The 19500-nt window shown below is 50.3% G+C and carries 18 protein-coding genes; 15 read left to right on the top strand and 3 right to left on the bottom strand.

The genetic code is table 11. The features are described 5' to 3' along the window. Nucleotides 1–14 precede the first annotated feature (14 nt). The 13 genes from truA to ACPXV9_RS05390 all read left to right on the top strand — a co-directional run bounded on the left by truA (nucleotide 15) and on the right by ACPXV9_RS05390 (nucleotide 13750). Nucleotides 15–902, top strand: coding sequence for a tRNA pseudouridine(38-40) synthase TruA (truA, locus tag ACPXV9_RS05450; RefSeq protein WP_423895288.1), 888 nt, complete (start codon nucleotides 15–17; stop codon nucleotides 900–902). 121 nt (nucleotides 903–1023) lie between these two features. Then, nucleotides 1024–1641, top strand: a complete 618-nt coding sequence (locus ACPXV9_RS05445) for a phosphoribosylanthranilate isomerase (protein ID WP_423895287.1) — start codon at nucleotides 1024–1026, stop codon at nucleotides 1639–1641. A 54-nt stretch (nucleotides 1642–1695) separates the two neighbouring features. Beyond that, the gene (trpB, locus tag ACPXV9_RS05440) at nucleotides 1696–2919 is read left to right on the top strand and encodes a tryptophan synthase subunit beta (protein WP_423895285.1); all 1224 of its coding nucleotides are present in this window, start codon (nucleotides 1696–1698) and stop codon (nucleotides 2917–2919) included. A 6-nt stretch (nucleotides 2920–2925) separates the two neighbouring features. Further along, nucleotides 2926–3735, top strand: coding sequence for a tryptophan synthase subunit alpha (gene trpA / locus ACPXV9_RS05435; protein ID WP_423895283.1), 810 nt, complete (start codon nucleotides 2926–2928; stop codon nucleotides 3733–3735). 48 nt (nucleotides 3736–3783) lie between these two features. Continuing rightward, entirely contained in the window at nucleotides 3784–4650 is an 867-nt protein-coding gene (accD, locus tag ACPXV9_RS05430; RefSeq protein WP_423895281.1) for an acetyl-CoA carboxylase, carboxyltransferase subunit beta, read from the top strand. Between the two features lie 338 nt (nucleotides 4651–4988). Beyond that, complete coding sequence (gene folC / locus ACPXV9_RS05425; RefSeq protein WP_423895279.1) at nucleotides 4989–6233, top strand: bifunctional tetrahydrofolate synthase/dihydrofolate synthase; 1245 nt, start codon at nucleotides 4989–4991, stop codon at nucleotides 6231–6233. A 31-nt stretch (nucleotides 6234–6264) separates the two neighbouring features. Then, nucleotides 6265–6822 carry an SPOR domain-containing protein gene (locus tag ACPXV9_RS05420; protein WP_423895277.1) on the top strand — a complete coding sequence of 186 codons (558 nt, stop codon included), beginning with the start codon at nucleotides 6265–6267 and terminating at the stop codon, nucleotides 6820–6822. A 135-nt stretch (nucleotides 6823–6957) separates the two neighbouring features. Then, nucleotides 6958–7452, top strand: coding sequence for a CvpA family protein (locus ACPXV9_RS05415; RefSeq protein ID WP_423895275.1), 495 nt, complete (start codon nucleotides 6958–6960; stop codon nucleotides 7450–7452). Nucleotides 7453–7462: 10 nt separating this feature from the next. Then, on the top strand, nucleotides 7463–9007 hold the full coding sequence (gene purF, locus ACPXV9_RS05410; RefSeq protein ID WP_423895273.1) for an amidophosphoribosyltransferase: 1545 nt from the start codon (nucleotides 7463–7465) through the stop codon (nucleotides 9005–9007). 160 nt (nucleotides 9008–9167) lie between these two features. Then, the gene (locus tag ACPXV9_RS05405) at nucleotides 9168–10364 is read left to right on the top strand and encodes an O-succinylhomoserine sulfhydrylase (RefSeq protein WP_423895271.1); all 1197 of its coding nucleotides are present in this window, start codon (nucleotides 9168–9170) and stop codon (nucleotides 10362–10364) included. Nucleotides 10365–10388: 24 nt separating this feature from the next. Then, nucleotides 10389–11306 (top strand): AAA family ATPase, encoded by a 918-nt coding sequence (locus tag ACPXV9_RS05400; RefSeq protein ID WP_423895269.1) that lies wholly within the window; start codon nucleotides 10389–10391, stop codon nucleotides 11304–11306. A 36-nt stretch (nucleotides 11307–11342) separates the two neighbouring features. Next, nucleotides 11343–12464 (top strand): zinc-binding dehydrogenase, encoded by a 1122-nt coding sequence (locus ACPXV9_RS05395; protein ID WP_423895268.1) that lies wholly within the window; start codon nucleotides 11343–11345, stop codon nucleotides 12462–12464. An 89-nt stretch (nucleotides 12465–12553) separates the two neighbouring features. Continuing rightward, on the top strand, nucleotides 12554–13750 hold the full coding sequence (locus ACPXV9_RS05390) for a PilT/PilU family type 4a pilus ATPase (protein WP_423895266.1): 1197 nt from the start codon (nucleotides 12554–12556) through the stop codon (nucleotides 13748–13750). Between the two features lie 18 nt (nucleotides 13751–13768). On the opposite strand, the gene ACPXV9_RS05385 is transcribed toward ACPXV9_RS05390, so the two are convergent. Next, nucleotides 13769–15268 (bottom strand): EAL domain-containing protein, encoded by a 1500-nt coding sequence (locus ACPXV9_RS05385; RefSeq protein ID WP_423895264.1) that lies wholly within the window; start codon nucleotides 15266–15268, stop codon nucleotides 13769–13771. A 247-nt stretch (nucleotides 15269–15515) separates the two neighbouring features. On the opposite strand from ACPXV9_RS05385, the gene ACPXV9_RS05380 reads away from it, so the two are divergent. Both ACPXV9_RS05380 and ACPXV9_RS05375 read left to right on the top strand, forming a co-directional pair. Beyond that, nucleotides 15516–16070 (top strand): hypothetical protein, encoded by a 555-nt coding sequence (locus ACPXV9_RS05380; RefSeq protein ID WP_423895262.1) that lies wholly within the window; start codon nucleotides 15516–15518, stop codon nucleotides 16068–16070. A 92-nt stretch (nucleotides 16071–16162) separates the two neighbouring features. Then, nucleotides 16163–17548 carry an RICIN domain-containing protein gene (locus ACPXV9_RS05375; RefSeq protein ID WP_423895260.1) on the top strand — a complete coding sequence of 462 codons (1386 nt, stop codon included), beginning with the start codon at nucleotides 16163–16165 and terminating at the stop codon, nucleotides 17546–17548. A 279-nt stretch (nucleotides 17549–17827) separates the two neighbouring features. Here the strand turns inward: ACPXV9_RS05375 and ACPXV9_RS05370 are convergent, their stop codons facing one another. Both ACPXV9_RS05370 and nhaA read right to left on the bottom strand, forming a co-directional pair. Next, nucleotides 17828–18247, bottom strand: a complete 420-nt coding sequence (locus tag ACPXV9_RS05370) for a hypothetical protein (RefSeq protein WP_423895258.1) — start codon at nucleotides 18245–18247, stop codon at nucleotides 17828–17830. Between the two features lie 31 nt (nucleotides 18248–18278). After that, entirely contained in the window at nucleotides 18279–19484 is a 1206-nt protein-coding gene (nhaA, locus tag ACPXV9_RS05365; protein ID WP_423895256.1) for a Na+/H+ antiporter NhaA, read from the bottom strand. Between the last annotated feature and the right edge of the window lie 16 nt (nucleotides 19485–19500).

The raw sequence follows: 19500 nt of genomic DNA, 5'->3' as shown, positions 1-19500 counted from the left end.
GTATCCATTTCTCTATGTCAGAATTCTATCCGCCAGTTCAAAAACCCTACACTCGCAACGGTGAAATCCTTCAGGAGGGTGTTTTTCCTGATGGCATGCGGCGCATTGCTCTGGGGGTTGAATACAATGGTTCGGCGTTTCATGGGTTTCAAAAGCAGCCCAGTGGTGTGGCTACCGTGCAGGAAAGTCTTGAGAAGGCTTTGTCGCAGGTGGCCAACGAAACAGTGACACTGGTGTGTGCGGGGCGAACCGATGCCGGAGTGCACGGGACCAATCAGGTGGTGCATTTCGATACGCTGGCCGAGCGGCCGGAGAAGGCCTGGGTGCGAGGGGTGAACGCATTGCTGCCAGATGGCGTCAGTGTGCGTTGGGCTCAGCCTGTCAGCCCTTATTTTCACGCCCGCTTTTCGGCGCGGGATCGTACCTATCGCTATCTGATTTGCCAATCCAGTTCGCGGCCTGCCATTGGTGCCGGCCTGCTCACCTGGGAACGTCGGACGCTTGATATTGATGCCATGAAACAGGCTGCCAGACAGCTTGTGGGTGAGCACGATTTTACGTCTTTTCGGGCGACGCAGTGTCAGGCTCGGAGTCCGGTTCGGCGGGTGCATTACATAGAGCTTTTCGAAGAGGGTGATCTGCTGGTGCTGGAGATCAGCGCCAATGCTTTTTTACATCATATGGTGCGCAATATTACCGGTGTGTTGCTGGCCATTGGTGCGGGCGAGAAGCCGGTATCCTGGGCCTCGGAGGTGCTTGCTGCGCGTGACCGGCGTCAGGGCGGTGTGACGGCTCGGCCGGATGGTTTGTATCTTGTTTCTGTGTCTTATTCTGACGAGTTTGGTTTGCCCGATTGCGCGCCTGGGCCGCGGTTTGTTCCTCGTCCACTTGTGTCTCTCTGATGCTGTCTAAGCCAGTGAAAATCAAGCACTTTTGGCATTAATCTGATAAGCTTCCGCCTCCCATTAGTACTACTGCGTGACTAATCGGTCATTCGGTGAGAGAATAGCGTGGATTTGCGTGATGCCTTGCAGGGTCAAAATTTGCGGAATTACCCGTACTGACGATGCCATAGCCGCGGTGCAAGCCGGTGCTGATGCCATAGGATTGGTGTTCTATGATCCCAGCCCAAGAGCGGTGACGATTGACCAGGCGGCGACAATTGCCCGGTCGGTTGGTCCCTTTGTGACTGTGGTGGGTCTGTTTGTAAATCCTACTGAACAATTGGTGCGTAACACCCTTGAGCAGGTAGATTTGCATGTTCTGCAGTTCCACGGTGACGAAACCGAAGCCTTCTGTCAGCAGTTCCAACGCCCCTATATGAAAGCGCTGCGTATGCGTCCGGAGTTGGATGTTGAGGTCGAGATGGCTAAATACCCATCCGCTTCAGCCATTTTGCTGGATGCCTATCGCAAAGGGGTGCCCGGCGGCACAGGGGAGAGTTTTGACTGGACCCGGGTGCCAAAACGCTCGTCCCGCCCCATTGTGTTGGCGGGCGGACTTGAGCCGGAAAATGTGTCGTTGGCTGTAACTACGACAGGTACCTATGGTGTGGACGTCAGTGGCGGCGTTGAGTCGGCTCCAGGGATCAAATCGGCGCAGTTGATTGAGTCTTTTATTATCAACGCTAGAGCCGGTTAGAGCAGTGCAGGCAAGTTTTAAACAATAATCGTGATGTAAGTTAGAGAATCAATAATGAGTGACGGTAAGAATCAGTCTATCGACTATTCCCAGTTTCCAGACAGTAAAGGCCACTTTGGCCCCTATGGTGGTCGTTTTGTGTCAGAAACCCTGATGCACGCCCTTGATGAACTGGAAGAAATGTACAACCGTCTGAAGTCCGATCCTGATTTTCAGGCGGAGTTCGACAAGGATATGGCCCACTATGTTGGCCGACCATCCCCTCTGTATCATGCCGAGCGCTGGAGCCAGAAGGTGGGTGGTGCGCAGATTTATCTTAAGCGTGAAGACCTGAATCACACGGGCGCTCATAAGGTGAACAACACCATTGGTCAGGCGCTGTTGGCCAAGTACAGTGGCAAGACCCGAATTATCGCCGAGACCGGTGCCGGTCAGCACGGCGTGGCGTCAGCAACCGTCGCCGCTCGTCTGGGCCTGAAGTGCCAGGTGTATATGGGCGCCGATGACGTTCAGCGCCAGTCACTCAATGTTTATCGTATGAAATTGCTCGGTGCCGAAGTTATCCCGGTAACGTCCGGTTCACGCACCCTGAAAGACGCCATGAACGAAGCCATGCGCGACTGGGTGACCAACGTGGATGATACCTTCTATATCATCGGCACTGTGGCCGGCCCACATCCATACCCACAGCTGGTTCGGGATTTTCAGTGCATTATTGGTCGTGAAGCCCGGGAGCAACACCTGGCACAAACCGGCAAATTACCGGATGCCCTGGTGGCCTGTGTGGGCGGTGGTTCCAATGCCATTGGCCTGTTTCACCCGTTTCTGGGAGATGAAAGCGTGACCATGTATGGCGTAGAAGCCGGTGGTCACGGGGTTGAAACCGGTGAACACGCGGCCCCGTTGAATGATGGCATTCCGGGTGTTTTGCATGGCAACCGCACCTATCTGATGGAAGACGAAAACGGCCAGATTATTGAAACTCATTCGGTTTCGGCCGGACTGGATTACCCGGGTGTTGGTCCTGAGCACGCCTGGTTGAAGGATGTTGGCCGGGTTAACTACGTTGCTATCAACGACGATGAGGCCATGGCTGCTTTCCGCGATCTGACTCGCATTGAAGGTATTATGCCGGCACTGGAGTCCAGTCACGCACTGGCCTATGCCGCCAAGCTGGCTCAACAGCTTTCCCCGGAACAAAGTATTGTGGTCAATCTGTCTGGCCGCGGTGACAAGGATATTTTAACCGTAGCAGCCATCGACGGTATTGAGGTTTAACAACAGATGACTCGTATTGCTTCTTGTTTGGATTCTGCCCGTAAAGAAGGGCGCAAAGCGTTGGTTGCTTACATTGTAAATGGCGACCCCTACCCACAGGCCACCTTGCCTACCATGCATGCGATGGTAGCTGCTGGGGTCGATATTATTGAACTGGGTGTGCCTTTCTCTGATCCCATGGCGGAAGGTCCGACCATTCAGCTGGGCCATGAACGCTCCCTTGAGCACGGTACTTCACTCCACTCAAGTTTTGAGCTGGTAAAACGTTTCCGCGAAACCAATACCGATACCCCGGTCGTGCTGATGGGTTACGCTAACCCCATTGAGCGGATGGGATATGCCAATGCGGCAAAAGCTGCTGCAGAATCCGGTGTCGACGGTTACCTGACTGTTGACCTGCCACCAGAGGAGGCCGCCAACTTCGACAAAGAGCTGAAAGCGGTTGATTTGAATAACATCTTCCTGGTTGCACCTACCACTACAGAGGCGCGCTCCAGAGAAATTCTGGAGCTGGCTAGCGGTTTTGTTTACTACGTGTCGCTCAAGGGCGTAACCGGTGCCGGTCATTTGGATACCCAAGAGGTTAACGCCAAGGTGGCGGGTTTGCGTGCCATGGCGGATACGCCTATCTGCGTAGGTTTTGGCATTAAAGATGCCGAGTCTGCCAAGGCGGTTACCGCTCAGGCAGATGGAGCGGTTGTGGGCAGTCTGCTGGTGAATCGGATGGGTGAATTGGCTGATGCAGAACCCGATGAGGTGGCGTCTGCCGTGGCGGAATTGCTGAAGCCGATCCGTACAGGATTGGATGAACTGTAAGTTTTCTATTAACGAGACATCAGTCTTTAACAGGATAAAGGATTCATTATGAGTTGGTTGGATAAAATTGTTCCCAATGTAGCCCGCTCAGAGCGAAAAGAGCGTGGTGCCAGCAAGGTACCAGAAGGTCTTTGGAAGAAGTGCGTGAAGTGCAGCGCGGTTCTGTATCGGCCTGAGCTGGAGCGTAATCTGGATGTGTGCCCTAAGTGCGAGCACCATATGCGCATTGGCGCCCGTAAGCGTTTGGATATTTTTCTCAACCAGGATAACCGCGAAGAGCTGGCTACCGATGTAGAGCCAATCGATCGCCTTAAGTTTAAAGACACCAAAAAGTACAAGGATCGTCTCACCGCGGCTCAGAAGAACACCGGTGAGAAAGACGCCCTGATTGCCATGAAGGGAGAGTTGCACGGTCAGCCTGTGGTTGCTGTAGCGTTTGAATTCGCCTTCCACGGTGGCTCCATGGGCTATGCGGTAGGTGAGAAGTTTACCCGCGCGGCTCTGGTTGCTCTGGAGCAGAATATTCCGCTGGTGTGCTTTTCAGCAACCGGTGGTGCTCGTATGCAGGAGGCTTTGATTTCGCTGATGCAGATGGCCAAAACCAGTGCGGTAATCGAGCGCTTGAAGCAGCAGGGGACACCTTACATCTCAATCATGACCGACCCTGTGTATGGTGGTGTTTCCGCCAGTCTGGCGCTGTTGGGTGACATCAATGCCGCAGAGCCTGGTGCACGTGCTGGTTTTGCTGGCCCCAATATTATTGAGCAGACTATCCGTCAAAAACTGCCACCGGGCTTTCAGCGCAGTGAGTTTTTGCTGGAGCACGGTGCGATCGATATGATCATTCCCCGCCATGAGATGCGTGACCGTATTGGCGGTTTGCTGGCCAAGTTTACTGAACAGCCGGCTGCTTAAATTAAATTGCTATTTAATTAGACTGTGGCGATCTGCAGCGGGAATTGCTTCCCGAGACACGCCGTAGATACTTCCATGTAGGCTCGTTTGCCGCATCCATGCGGCAAACGGTCTCGGGAAACAATTCCTGCCACAGATCTTCCCTTCTATCCCCAAATACTACCCAATAGAACTTTCTACACAGTCGTATGTTAGGGAAGTAAGGTGCTTTCTCTCAGGACCGTCACAGGCATGGATGCCTGTGTCGAGCCTACAGGGATGTATTCACGGCGTGTCTTGAGAGAAAGCGCCTTGCTTCTGTTATTAGCACCTGACAGAAATAAAAAACGGTATTTACTATGCGCTATAAAACCCTGAATGAATGGCTATCCTGGCAGGAATCCCTGCACAGCAAAGAAATTGATATGGGGTTGGATCGTATTCGTCAGGTAGCCGAGCGGTTGGATCTTTTGCGACCTGAGTCCACGGTTATCACAGTTGCCGGAACCAATGGTAAAGGTTCCTGTGTTGCCACCCTTGAAGCCATGTGTCTGGCCGATGGCAAGACTGTTGGGGCGTTTACGTCACCGCATTTGAATGATTACAACGAGCGCATTCGTGTCAACGGCGAAATGGCCAGCGATGAGGACATCTGTCTTGCTTTTGAGCGCATTGATCAGGCGCGTGGTGACATCAGTCTGACCTATTTTGAATTTGGCGCATTGGCGGCACTCGAAGTTTTTGCCCGGCACCGGGTAGAGGTGGCGCTGTTGGAAGTGGGGCTGGGCGGGCGTCTGGATGCGGTCAATATCATCGATGCCGATGTTGCCATAGTGACTTCCATTGCGATTGATCACGAAGCCTGGCTCGGTTCAGATCGGGAAGTGATTGGTCGTGAGAAAGCCGGCATTTTCCGTCAGGGCAAGCCGGCAATCTGTGCCGATAAAAATGCCCCGCAAAGCGTTGCTGCTTATGCGGGTGAATGTGGTGCACAGCTCTATCGTGTTGGTGAGGCGTTTGACTGGGGAATTACCGCAGGCCAGTGGTTCTGGCGCAGTTCTGATCTGCAGCTTGATGGGCTGCCGGTACCGGGCCTGCCGCAGCCCAGTGTGGCGGCTGCACTCAAGGCTTATCAGCTACTCTGGTCCGATTTACCCGAATCACTGGTGGATATACTGGGGTCTCTGACTCTGGCAGGTCGAGGCCAGAAATACGCTGTGGGTGGTGTCGATGTCGTTTTGGATGTTGCCCACAATCCGGCGGCCGCCGAGTTGTTGGCAGAAACCCTGATGGATCAACCGGTACAGGGGCAAACTCATGGCTTGGTGGCAGTGATGGCGGATAAGGACCTGACGGGAGTTTTCAGCCCTCTGTTGGCCTGTATTGATCAATGGCATGTATCAGCATTGCCCGGTAATGACCGGGCTGCGGATGTGGAGACAATGGCGCAGGCATTGCAGCGACCCTGTCAGCAGTATCAATCTATCCCGCAGGCCGTGGAAGCGATCTTGCCGAGCCTTGATGCCGGTGATCGTCTGGTGATTTTTGGTTCATTTTTTACCGTGGCCGACGCACAGAAGCTTCTCAATGATGTAGAATTCTGAGTCTGAATGTAAGGCAGGTGAGGATCGCTTTGTGGATGATGGTGTAAAACAACGGCTGGTTGGAGCTTTGGTGCTGATTGCGCTGGGTGTGTTGTTTATCCCGGCGTTATTTGAGCCGGAAAATCGTCGCCAGATTGATCGCACTCCCCAGGTGCCCGTGGCCCCGACGATCGAGCCGCTGACCATTCGCGAACCGGTGAGTAATCCTGATATAGAACCGGCCAAGTCACCCAAAGACATGTATCGTCTGTTGCCGGTGGAAGATCCACAACCGGAGCCTGTTAAAACCGCTGCTAAAGAAGCCAAGCCTGCCCCCCAAAAGGCGGTTAAGCTGTCCGATGCGGGCGTGCCGCAGGGATGGGTGGTTCAGGTGGCCAGTTACAATACCCCTCAAGCGGCTAAATCTTTCCTGGGTAAACTGCAAAAGGCCGGCTATCCGGCGTTTACCAAAACACTGGATACCCGCAAGGGCACAGTTACCCGTATCTATGCAGGCCCCAAAATCAGTAAAGACTCTGCCGTATTATTGCAGCAGGAGCTAAACAAGAAGTATGGCCTGAAAACACTTGTGGCTCGTTTTCAGCCCTGAAGATCCTGAAAAGTAAGTGGAAATGTCTGAATTTAGCACTGTATTACGAGGTAAACGTTTTGTTAGAATGCCCGCCTCGATAGTGACCGGACGAATCAGTTGCGGACTGATTGATACCGGAATTTTGGACATTTTATGAATTGGGCTGACTGGAGCATTATCGCAATACTGGTTGTTTCCAGCCTGATTGGAATGTACCGGGGCTTTATCAAGGAAGCTCTGTCTCTATTAACCTGGGTGGTGGCCTTTGTGCTGGCCATGACATTCAGGGACCCCATGTCATTACTGCTGGTGGATATGATTGATACCCCATCGGTCAGGCAGATGGCAGCGTTTGCAATCCTGTTTGTGGCTACCCTGATCGTGGGTGCCATGGTCAATTACCTTATCAGTGAGCTGGTGCGAATGACCGGCCTGTCCGGAACCGACCGCCTGTTCGGCATGATGTTTGGTGTCGCCAGAGGTGCTGCCGTGGTGCTGGCCATTATTATTCTTTTACCGCCCCTGATCGCCATCGATCAGGACTCCTGGTGGCAGCAATCAAAATTGATCCCTCACTTTCAGGCAATGGAAGACTGGGCTAAGCTGATTACTGCTCGGCTAACCGATTATTTTGTGAATCTATTTTAGAGGTTTTTGTATGTGTGGCATTGTCGGTATCGTTGGCAAGAGCGATGTGAATCTTCAGCTCTATGATGCGCTTACTATGTTGCAACACCGGGGGCAGGATGCTGCCGGTATTTTGACCTGCCACCAGGGCAAGTTTGCCCAGCAAAAAGCCAATGGTCTGGTGAAGGATGTGTTTCGCACGCGTCACATGCAGCGCCTGATTGGTAAAGCGGGTATCGGTCATGTGCGCTATCCGACTGCGGGCAGCTCCGGACCAGCTCTGGCTCAGCCTTTTTATGTGAACTCTCCCTACGGTATTGCTCTGGCCCACAATGGCAATCTGACCAATGCTCAGGAAGTCAGTGAGGATCTCTACAAGACCGACCTGCGTCATGTGAATACCGATTCCGACTCAGAAGTTCTGCTGAATGTTTTCGCCCAGGAGCTGCACAAGCTCAATAAGTTGCAGCCCACCCCGGAAGATATCTTTACCGCGGTCAAAGGTGTTCACAGTCGTGTGCGTGGCGGCTATGCCTGCGTCGCACTGATTGCCAACTATGGCATGGTGGCCTTCCGCGATCCTCACGGTATTCGACCGCTGGTATTTGGCAAGCGCACAACCAAGGCTGGTGAAGAATATATGATCGCCTCCGAAAGTGTGGCACTGGACGTGCTCGGTTACGAGTTGATCGGTGATGTTCAGCCCGGTGAAGGCGTGTTTATTACCGGTGATGGCGAGCTGCATCGTCAGGTGTGTGCCTCACCTGAGCAAATCAAGCTGACCCCCTGTATCTTCGAACACGTCTATTTTGCTCGCCCGGATTCCATCATGGATGGCGTTTCTGTTTACAAGGCGCGACTGCGTCAGGGTGAACAGTTGGCAGAAAAAATTCTGCGAGAGCGCCCGGATCACGATATTGATGTGGTTATTCCCATTCCTGACAGTAGCCGTGTAGCCGGTCAGTCGGTGGCTCAGGTGCTGGGTGTGAAATTCCGTGAAGGTCTGGTGAAGAACCGCTATATTGGTCGAACTTTTATTATGCCGGGTCAGCAGCAGCGCAAGAAATCGGTACGCCAGAAGTTGAACCCCATCAATCTGGAATTTGAAGGCAAAAACGTGCTGCTGGTTGATGACTCTATTGTGCGCGGCACAACCTGTCAGCAGATTATCCAGATGGCACGTGATGCCGGTGCTGCGAAAGTGTATTTTGCTTCAGCGGCCCCTGCGGTGCAGTACCCCAATGTATACGGTATCGACATGCCGTCCGCCAAAGAGTTGATCGCTCACGGTCGAACTCACGTAGAAATCTGTGAAGAAATCGGTGCAGACTGGCTGATTTATCAGGATCTGGAAGATCTGATTACGGCGTCTTCCGGTGGCAAGCAGGAAATTGATCAGTTTGATTGCTCGGTATTCACCGGTGAATACGTCACGGGCGATGTCGATCAGGCCTATCTGGACCGTCTGGATGAGGCGCGTAATGACAGTTCCAAGGCCAATAAGGAAAAGGGCATTGATCAGGGTGACAATGCGGTCGTTGGTCTGCACAACGACGAGTCCGCTGAAGCTAGCTAACCCCGATTGTTGTTTATATTGATACAGGCTGCTGTAGCTACTTTGTAGCAAGGCGGCCTGTGTTGTTTATAGATCAGGATAAACTGTTGGCGGCTATAACTTTTGAGCTATCATGGCCAATTGATTGATCGCAATACCATTTATTTAAAGCGGAAACACAATGAGCAAGCAGGACCAAAACCCTTTCGAAAATGCCGGACTGGATACACTGGCGGTACGCGCTGGCCAGATTCGCACGCCGGAAGGGGAGCACAGTGAACCCATCTTTACCACATCCAGCTATGTGTTTGATTCGGCCGAAGCGGCGGCAGCACGGTTCAGTGGTGAGGATCCGGGCAATGTTTACTCCCGCTACACCAACCCCACCGTAAGAATGTTTCAAGACCGGATTGCCGCTCTGGAAGGTGGAGAGGCGGCTGTGGCCACCTCATCCGGTATGGCGGCGATTCTCAGTACCTGTATGGCGTTGCTCGAGGCGGGTGATCATGTCGTTTGTTCCCGCAGTGTGTTTGGTACCACGACCGCGTTATTCAATCGCTATCTGAAAAAGTTTGGGGTCACCGTGACTTTTGTCACACCCACCATTCTGGATGAGTGGCAGCAGGCCATTACCCCGGATACCAAGATGCTGTTTCTGGAAACGCCTTCCAATCCGCTGTGCGATGTCGTGGATCTGCAAGGCCTGTCTGCCATTGCCAAAGCCAATAAATGTCTGTTGGTGGTGGATAACTGTTTCTGTACACCGGCTCTGCAAAAGCCACTGGAACTGGGGGCGGATCTGGTGGTGCATTCGGCGACAAAGTATCTGGACGGACAAGGCCGCTGCGTTGGCGGTGTTGTCGTTGGTGATGCCTGCATCATCGAAGATATTGTGATATTCCTGAGAACCGCAGGCCCAACCATGAGCCCGTTCAATGCCTGGGTTTTCCTGAAGGGGTTGGAGACGCTCCGGCTGAGGATGGACGCCCACAGTGCCAATGCCCTGAAACTGGCCCGGTGGCTGGATGCTCAGCCACACATCGAAAAAGTGTTTTACGCCGGGCTTGAAGCGCACCCGGGGCACGAACTTGCCAAGCAGCAGCAGCGGGGTTTTGGTGGTGTCTTATCTTTCCGGGTTCAGGGTGATAAGGCCGCCGCCTGGCGCTTTATCGATGCGACTCAGATTATGTCGTTAACGGCAAATCTGGGCGATGCCAAGACCACCATCGTCCACCCGGGCACCACCACTCATGGTCGCCTGTCGGAGGAGGAAAAAGCTCAGGCCGGTATTACCGATAATCTGATTCGGATTGCGGTAGGTCTTGAAGATGCCGATGATCTGATTGCAGATTTACAACGTGGTATCGATGCCCTGTAACCATTAAAAGGAGTACCCGGCCGTATGGAAAAGTTGATTCAGGCGTTGCTTGGTGAAGTTAACAAGGTGCTGCTGGGTAAAGAAGAGCAGGTCAAGATGGCATTGACCTGCCTGCTGGCCCGCGGCCATCTGTTACTGGAAGATTTACCCGGCATGGGCAAGACCACTCTGGCTCATGCGCTCGCCAATGTCCTGGGCCTGAGCTATAACCGCGTGCAATTTACCAGTGATCTGCTGCCCGCCGACATCGTCGGTGTCTCGGTGTTTGATCGCAACAACAACCAGTTTGAATTCCATCCCGGTCCGGTATTTACCCAGGTGCTGCTGGCTGATGAGATCAACCGTACCACACCCAAAACTCAAAGTGCCTTGCTGGAAGCCATGGCGGAGTATCAAGTCACGGTAGACGGTGAAACTCGCGAACTGCCCAACCCGTTTTTTGTTATTGCCACCCAGAACCCCATTAGTCAGTCCGGCACCTTTCCTCTGCCGGAATCTCAACTTGATCGCTTCTTGATGCGGATTGAACTGGGCTACCCTGATGCGCAGGCGGAGGTCGCCATGTACAGGGGGCTGGACCCGTCGCGCAAGCTAAACACCATCAAACCTCAAATTTCACTGGAGCAGTTGGGCAAGATTCAGCGAGCGGTGGATACCATCGAAGCCAGCGACAATCTGTTGGGCTATTTACAGCGGCTGGTCCACTTTACCCGGACCGCTCCGGACTTTGCCTTCGGTTTATCACCCCGCGGGGCTCTGGCCCTGCTGCGCTGTGCCAAAACCTGGGCTCTGATTCATGGTCGCAAACACGTTTTACCGGAAGATATTCAGGCGGTGATGCCGGCGGTAGCGGGACATCGGTTAAGGGATGCGGCAGATTTTTCCGATCAAACCGGTTACGCATTGGTAGAAAAAGCGCTGAGCAGCGTTGACGTTATTTAAAATAAGACGTGATTTAAAATAATAAGCGCAGGATTTATGTCAAAAGCACTGGAAATTCGTTCACTGTTGCAGGAAAGCGGCAGCCTGAATGTGTCGTTACAAGAAACTGATATTCCCACCCCGGCCGATCATGAAGTGGTTGTGCGCATTGAGGCATCGCCGATCAACCCCTCCGATCTGGGTGTACTGTTTGGCCCTGCCGATATCAGCAAGGTAGAAACTTCCGCAGAGGGCGTTTTAACCGCACCCGTGCACCCTCAGGTATTGCCACGCTTTAAAGAGCGGCTGGGTAAAGCGCTGAGCGTTGGCAATGAAGGCGCTGGCGTGGTTGTAGCGGCTGGGAACAGCCCCGAAGCTCAGGCCCTGATGGGCAAGACCGTGGGCGTTTCCGGTGGTTCTTACTACGCTCAGTACCGCGCGGTCCCGGCGATGATGTGTCTGCCGGTAGCAGAAGGTACACCGGCCCGCGATGCCGCATCCTGTTTTGTAAATCCGATGACGGCGTTGAGTATGCTTGAAACCATGCGAATGGAAGGGCACACGGCACTGGTGCACACAGCTGCGGCTTCAAATCTTGGGCAGATGTTGAATAAAATCTGTATCGCCGATGGCGTTGAGCTGGTCAATATTGTTCGCAAGCAGGAGCAGGAAGACATTCTCAAGGCGTTGGGTGCGAAATATGTCATCAACAGCAGCAGAGACAATTATATGGCCGAGTTAATCGAGGCCATTGCTGCGACAGGTGCCACCCTGGCCTTTGATGCAACGGGGGGCGGACAGTTGGCCAGCGATATCCTCACGGCTATGGAGCAGGCTCAGTTGCGCTCGGCTACGGACTACAGCATCTATGGCACCACGGTACACAAACAGGTTTATCTCTACGGCAGTCTCGATATGTCACCCACGACTCTGAATCGGGCTTACGGCATGTCCTGGGGCGTCGGTGGTTGGCTGCTACCCAACTTTCTGGCCCGCGCCGGTATGGAAAAAGTCATTGCAATGCGCACTCGTGTTGCCAGTGAGTTGCAAACTACTTTCGCCAGTCACTACACCCGCGAATTGTCTTTTGCAGAAATGCTCGATGCCGATATGGCCAGACAATACAACGCCAAACTTACGGGCGAAAAATATTTGCTGTGTCCGCAGAAAGACTTGTAAGCCGGTTCAGGATTGCCTATCAATTAATGATTGGTAGGCATCAGTAATTAAGTCTGCCGTTTTAACACCGTCAGAAACAGGAGCAGGGTGTGAAGATAGAAGAGTACCTCAAGGTCTTGGCAATAAACGATGGTTCCGACCTGTATCTGAGCACCGGTGCGCCACCCTGTGCCAAGTTTCAGGGGGTGTTAAAACCCTTGGCCAAAGACCCTTTGGGGCCGGGCATGATTTCACAGATCGCCAACGACATCATGGATGTTGAGCAGAAGGAAGAGTTTGAACACGAACTGGAAATGAATTTGGCCATATCCATTCCCCAGGTGGGCCGCTTTCGGATCAATATCTTCAAACAGCGCAATGAGGTTTCTATTGTTGCGCGTAACATCAATACGGAAATACCCAAATTTGAAGACCTGAAACTGCCGCCTGTGTTGAAGGAGGTGATCAATTCCAAGCGCGGTTTGATCCTGTTTGTCGGCGGGACCGGCTCCGGTAAATCCACCTCACTGGCCGCCCTGATTGATCACCGCAACAGCACCAGTGGCGGTCACATCATCACCATTGAAGACCCTGTTGAGTACGTCCACAAACACAAGAAGTGCATCATCAATCAGCGCGAAGTAGGGGTTGATACCCGCAGCTTCCATAACGCTCTGAAAAATACCCTGCGCCAGGCTCCCGATGTGATTCTGATCGGCGAAATCCGCGATCGCGAAACCATGGAGCACGCTTTGGCGTTTGCCGAGACCGGTCATCTGGCGATCTCAACGCTGCATGCCAATAACGCCAATCAGGCTTTGGATCGCATCGTTAACCTGTTTCCCGAGGAGCGTCGCCCTCAGCTATTGATGGGGCTAGGGCAAAATTTACGTGCTTTTGTTTCTCAACGTTTGGTGCCCACCGTGGATGGTAAACGCTGTGCGGCCGTTGAAGTATTACTGGGTACTAAAACCATTGAAGAGCTGATCATCAAAGGCGAGTTTGAAAACATCAAAGAGATCATGGAAAAGTCGGAGAACCTCGGTATGCGCACCTTCGATTCCGCTTTGTACCATCTCTACAAAGAAGGCCGTATCTCGTTGGACGAGGCGATTCGCAATGCTGACTCGGCCAATAATCTGCGTCTGCGCATCAAGCTGGATGAAAGTGGTGGCGATCTCTCCACGGCTGAAGCTGACTCTGACTCCGGTGAGATGAAAACCAAGAGTGGCTTGAGTTTATCTCTGGAGTCTATTGAGGATGATCAGCCGGAAGAGGATGAGGATAATCCATTTCCGGATTTGTAATTACCTCGTTGTCATTACTTAATTTTTATTAAGCCAGGTTTTAAATTCTTTAATGGGCATGGGTTTACCATAGACATAGCCCTGAATCAGGTAGACATCTCGCTCTTTCAGATAGTCGACCTGATGTTGATCCTCCACTCCCTCGGCAATCATATGCAATCCTGAAGATTGCGCAAAGGCAATAATGGCATCCAGTACCGAGCCTTTGATGTCATCTCTGCCAATCGTATCAACAAACATTTTATCGATCTTTAAGGTGTTAACCCCTAACTCCTGAACGTAGGAAAAGCCACCGTAGCCGGTACCAGCATCATCCAGTTTCAGGTTAATACCCCTGTCGTAGAATTTGTCCAGATGGGTGCGGGCCGATTGGAGGTCATCGATTTGATTGCGCTCGGTGATCTCAAGAGAGATCGCCGAAGGCGCTAGTTGATTTTTTTCCAGCAGGGCATCGATAAACTCAAATAGTGTGTCATCCTGCAAGTGATCGGCAACCAGATTAACACTGACAAACTGCCCCGAAGAGGCCCAGCCCAGATCCACAATATCCGCCGCCGCTTTTTCCAACAGCTGGTTGGTAATATCAATGATCAGGCCGCTGTCTTCGGCATAGGGAATAAACTGGTAGGGAGGAATGAGCTTGCCTTGACGGGTTTGCCAGCGTGCCAATAGCTCTGCACCGACAACCTGACCATTGCGGCTATCCACAATGGGTTGGTAGTAGGGCACAAATTCATTGTCTTCAAGAGCGCTGGTGATAACCCGTCCAAGAGAAAGCCTGTAGACCAGTACCTTGTAGGTAAGGTAGGTAACCAATGCGGAGATCAGTACCGAAAGTATCAGGGTACTGAGCCAGCTCAGCTCCTTGTAGTAGTTATAAAACTCGCGAGAGGCACTGACTTGCAGCCCGACGGATAATCCCATTTCATTACGGGCTGTCTGGTAATCAATAAATGAAGCTGAGCCCATGGTCGGGCTGTTAAATTTGAGATCCGGATTTCCGCGAATGGTAAAGCTGTATTGTAGGCAATCGGTACAGGCAAATTCAGCCAGATTATCAACCATAAAAGGGTTAATACTGGATATGTAACGCTTACCGTTTTGTTCCAGAATCATCAATAGGTCCAGCTTTCCATCGGTTGAGGCCTGAGACAACAACAGGCTTTCTGACAGGGCATGGTGGCTGGCACTTTGATGATCGATCAGTTTGTTTTGGTGAGTATCGTCAGTACACAGGCTGCCGTTGCTATCCAGGAAGCCTAAAAAGCGAACCGATGGGTGGCTGTAGGTTAATGTCGATGTTCTGCCTTTGGCTGTGGCATCGCATTCATCGCCCATGGATCCCGACAGTGATTTTAGTACCGCGTGGGATTCTGTCAGGGCATCGTGAAGTTGATACAGCAGTTGATCGGCATCGTTTTGCAGGGATCTGACGGCGTAGAAGTGGTTTACAAAGCCAACACTGCACAGCAGCAGGATAAGAAGTGTGGTGAATTCAGTTATTATTATTTTTTTCATTATTTTGTATGTCTGTTTTTATACATCTAGGCTTACCGCCTAGTCTGGGCGGATAGCAGTTCGAAAGTAACCTAACATATTGTGGTTTGATGGCAAGTGCAGCCGTTATTTATAGGTTAGGTATCACCCAAAAGTGTGATTATTAAAAAAGGTATTGTTTGTAACACACTTGCCATATTAGACTTTGGCACAATAATCATCCTTTGGGGGCTCTCAATTGAAATCTATATACCGCTTAAGGAGTGGTGTGGCTTTATTTGTCCTGGTTTTATCAGGCTGCACACACTCACTGCATAATAAATCCATAAAAGAAGACGGTATGCTCATTATTGAGAACAGACCGGGTCTGGAGATCTCTCTAATAAAGGAGAGTGATAATCCGAATAGGATCTGTGCGCCAAGGGAATCTGATTTTGCTGAAACTCAGTATGATGGAGTGACAGCAGGTTTTTCCAGCTCGATCGAGAAGGATTCCCTTGGTGAGCAAGACTCGGTTGGGGCTCTGTCTCTTGGAGGCAGATCTCCGAGTGTACTTATTGTTAGAGAAATGCTTTATCGAGCTTGTGAGCTTTCTATTAATATCAATGCAAACAAACAGGAAGCGATAAATATTTATAGTCTCTTTTTTGATGCGACTGAACAAATGCTTCAGCATGAAAAGGATAAAGGCACTTCACCAATGGATTCATCGCCGGTTGTTGGATCAATTGGACTCAACTCTAAACCATCAAATAATGAAAATGATGATAGCTATGAAGATGATGATAGCTATGAAGATGATACAGACGACGGATCTTTGTAGCAATCCGGCTTAATAGTTATTCAAATATCACAGTCAGGATGAATTCTTTTAGTAAAAGTCGACTTAATCAAAAAATTATAAAGGGAATTTTTATGAAGCGAATAGTATTAATACTTTTAGCCTTTTCATTTTTTCAATTTCAGGTCTCGGCAAGTGAGGCAAAAGATGTAGTTTATGTTCTGGAAATAGAAAGAATTAAAAACATTAAGCCGGCGGGAGCTATAGATAGTGCTGGCCAAGCAGCAATTAAAGCAGGATTTTGGGCTGCAACTAAAGCCATTCAGGCTGCGGTGGTTGCAGAAGAGGGACCAGCCGCACCAGAGGCCGGTCCAACAACTGCAAAAGCTGTTAAATTTGCAATGGATTTGGCCAAGAAGGGTACCTTTGAATTGTTGGATCATTACCCCGGCCAAGATGATCTTATTGTTAGAGTTAATGGCGATAAAATTATCCCTATAGGTCATCAATATCACGGCATGAATGCTCAAGACGTGGTTTCATACAAGGACAAAATATATTTTTCTGGCTCGGCGTATTTACAGTTAATTGAATACGATAGTGGTAGTGATAATGACGATCTGGGTTCAATTAATATTAATAGTCATATTTCATACCACCCGGGAAAAGGTATAGAGCCATTAAAAGGCAGTGCCTCGCTCGGTGACACAATAGATCAGTATCGAGTGGAAAATGCTTTAGTCTTAGCTCCCAGAGACGAAGATGGCAGCATCTATTATGTCACTTACAAGGTATACCCTGATCCAGAAGGCTTAAAGAATGCTGAAAAAGTAAACAACTATATGCTGTGTGGTACGAACGATTGTTTGTCCTGTCCGGATTCGAGCTGTTCAGGTCGGCCTTGGCAGCATAAGTTAGATAGAGACGGAGATAGAGGGGACTTAAAGCATTGTCCTGACGGTTATTACACCTATAAATTTAATAAATACGATCAATTCCTGGTTGATGATGTTTATTTAAGAGGGTGCCACAATCAAGCTCACTTTGATGCCTATATCTCACGTTTTACTGATCAAAAAATTAATCTTCTTATGGGGGGATTAAAAACTTGTTTAGTTTCAAGGAAGAAAGGTCAATCTCCTATTGCCGGTAATTGTGATGATGAAAACCGTAATAATCGTAATAGAGTTTGGTCACTAAAGCCTTCAGGAAATCTTAATGAGTATCTTATTAAGCGAAACGATCATAATTTCTGTTTAAGTGATACAGGGGAAAAATGGCACGGTAATAAACACAATCAACTTAAGCTTGTGGATTGTAATATTGATGACCCTAATCAACGGTTTAAAATAAAGCCTTCTTATAACCATGGCACCCATTTTGCCGTTATTCAAAGTTCAGCATCAGGGCACTGTGTAGATTTAGCTGGAGGTAAGCGTAATGGAGGTTCTTTTGGAACTTGGCCTCATTGCGATAACAATCATGAAAATCAGTTACTCTATTTAAAGCATTTAAAATAAAGAATATTTGGCATAAGAGTTGTAGACAGACCTAAGTGCAGTGGTAGTAATTCAGCGGGTATATCAAAGCTGAATTACTGCATTGTCAGCTCAAGCGTCTCACTTGAATATTAGTAAAATTCAACGTAAGTGTCCGGGCGTCACAAGTTGACCGGCCCACTCCAATTATGCGGTAGACGCCTTTAAATCAATTATTATTCTGAGTCGACATCCTGGTCAGCATATCTTTCAGGTAGGCGTAGGGTTCGTGGCTATTGAATTTCTCTGACAGGATTAGGATCAACACCCATAAAATGAATACGAATAATCAATCAGACTATAAAGCTCAGACAGCTCTTTGTTTGTGTCTAATTTAATTTTTATCCAACTGATACTGTCAAATTGATTCTCTGGTTGAATAGCAGGGTCGCCATTCGTGAGTTCATCAACCAGCTTATGATTAAATCGCAAGCTTAAATAATCCATTTCCTCGGATGGATTGTTGTAAACAGCGGCAAACGTTCTATTGCATACTCTGTATAAATAAGTTTTGTTAGTCGTACCAAGCATATTGTGTTGGGTAACGTTCTCTTTATTCAGAAGGTAAGCCTGTACTGGATTGGCCATACCGGTGTTGGCATCATGTACGGACACACAGCTGATTAATATGACTGGGGCTAAGAGTATATTGAGGTTTTGAAAAACCTTGAAACTGGCCATGTGTAATATGTACTTCCTTGAGAGTCCGGTCTTACGTCTTTTCAGTTTTTGGCAAACTCTTATTCAACACCAGATAACCCACAATGCCTGAGGCCAGGGATCCCAGAATAATGCCCAAACGATCGTCAAACAGGGTAACGCCACTGCCTTCAAACGCCAGTGAGCCGATAAACAGGCTCATGGTGAAACCTATGCCACACAGTGCGGCGGTGCCGTAGAGGCTGGCCCAGGACATGCCTTTTGGCAAACTCACCCAGCCCATTTTGATGGCCAGGCCGCAGAGCCCGAAGATGCCAATCTGTTTGCCAAAGAACAGGCCCAGAGCAATGCCTACCGGGACACTGTGAGCAATCTGTTCCATGCCGACACCGGTTAGGTTCAGGCCCGCATTGGCGAACGCGAAAACGGGAAGAACAAAAAAGGCCACAATTGGATGGAGATCGTGCTCCATGATTTTTACCGGAGAAATTTTCGGGTCTTGTTTGCTGTACATGGGAATAAACATGGCCAGCAGCACACCGGCCAGGGTGGCATGCACGCCGGATTTCAGGGTGGCAATCCACATGATTACGCCAATCAGAATGTAGGGGCTGTTGGAGGTGATGTTCTTGCGGTTCAGTAGGATCAAGATTGGAACGCAACAGGCCACCACCATCAGCGAAGTAAATGACAGGTTATCGGTGTAAAAGAAGGCGATGATCAGGATGGCACCGATGTCATCAAAGATGGCCAGCGAGGTCAGGAAGACTTTGATGGAAGCTGGTACGCGTGACCCCAATAGTGTCAGCACCCCAAGGGCAAAGGCTATGTCGGTGGCGGCAGGGATGGCCCAGCCTTGAATGGCTTGTGGATTGTCGTGATTGAAATACACGTAAATCAGGGCGGGGATCAGCATGCCGCCCACGGCTCCAATACCGGGAAGAATGATATTGCGCTTGTCGGAAAGCTCGCCTTCAATCAGCTCTCGTTTCAGCTCCAGTCCAACCAGAAAAAAGAAGATGGCCATCAAACCGTCATTGATCCACAGCAACAGAGGTTTGGCGATCTCCAGAGCGCCAACACGAACCTCAACTGGGGTAGAGAGCAGCAGTTGGTAGAAGGGTTCCAGGCCAGTGTTGGCAAAAATGATGGCCAGCACTGCAGCAAAAAACAAAAGGATGCCGCCAGCGGATTCCATTTTGAAAAAGCTGGCAATAAAATTTTCTGGGCTGGGAGTGGTGTTTTGGTCTGGTGTCACAATGGTCCCTCAGTTG

Source organism: Candidatus Pelagadaptatus aseana (assembly GCF_040362265.1).
Classification (GTDB): domain Bacteria; phylum Pseudomonadota; class Gammaproteobacteria; order Pseudomonadales; family Cellvibrionaceae; genus Pelagadaptatus; species Pelagadaptatus aseana.
The sequence above is the reverse complement of the archived record's forward strand: the minus strand, read 5'-3'. Positions and strand labels throughout refer to the sequence as shown.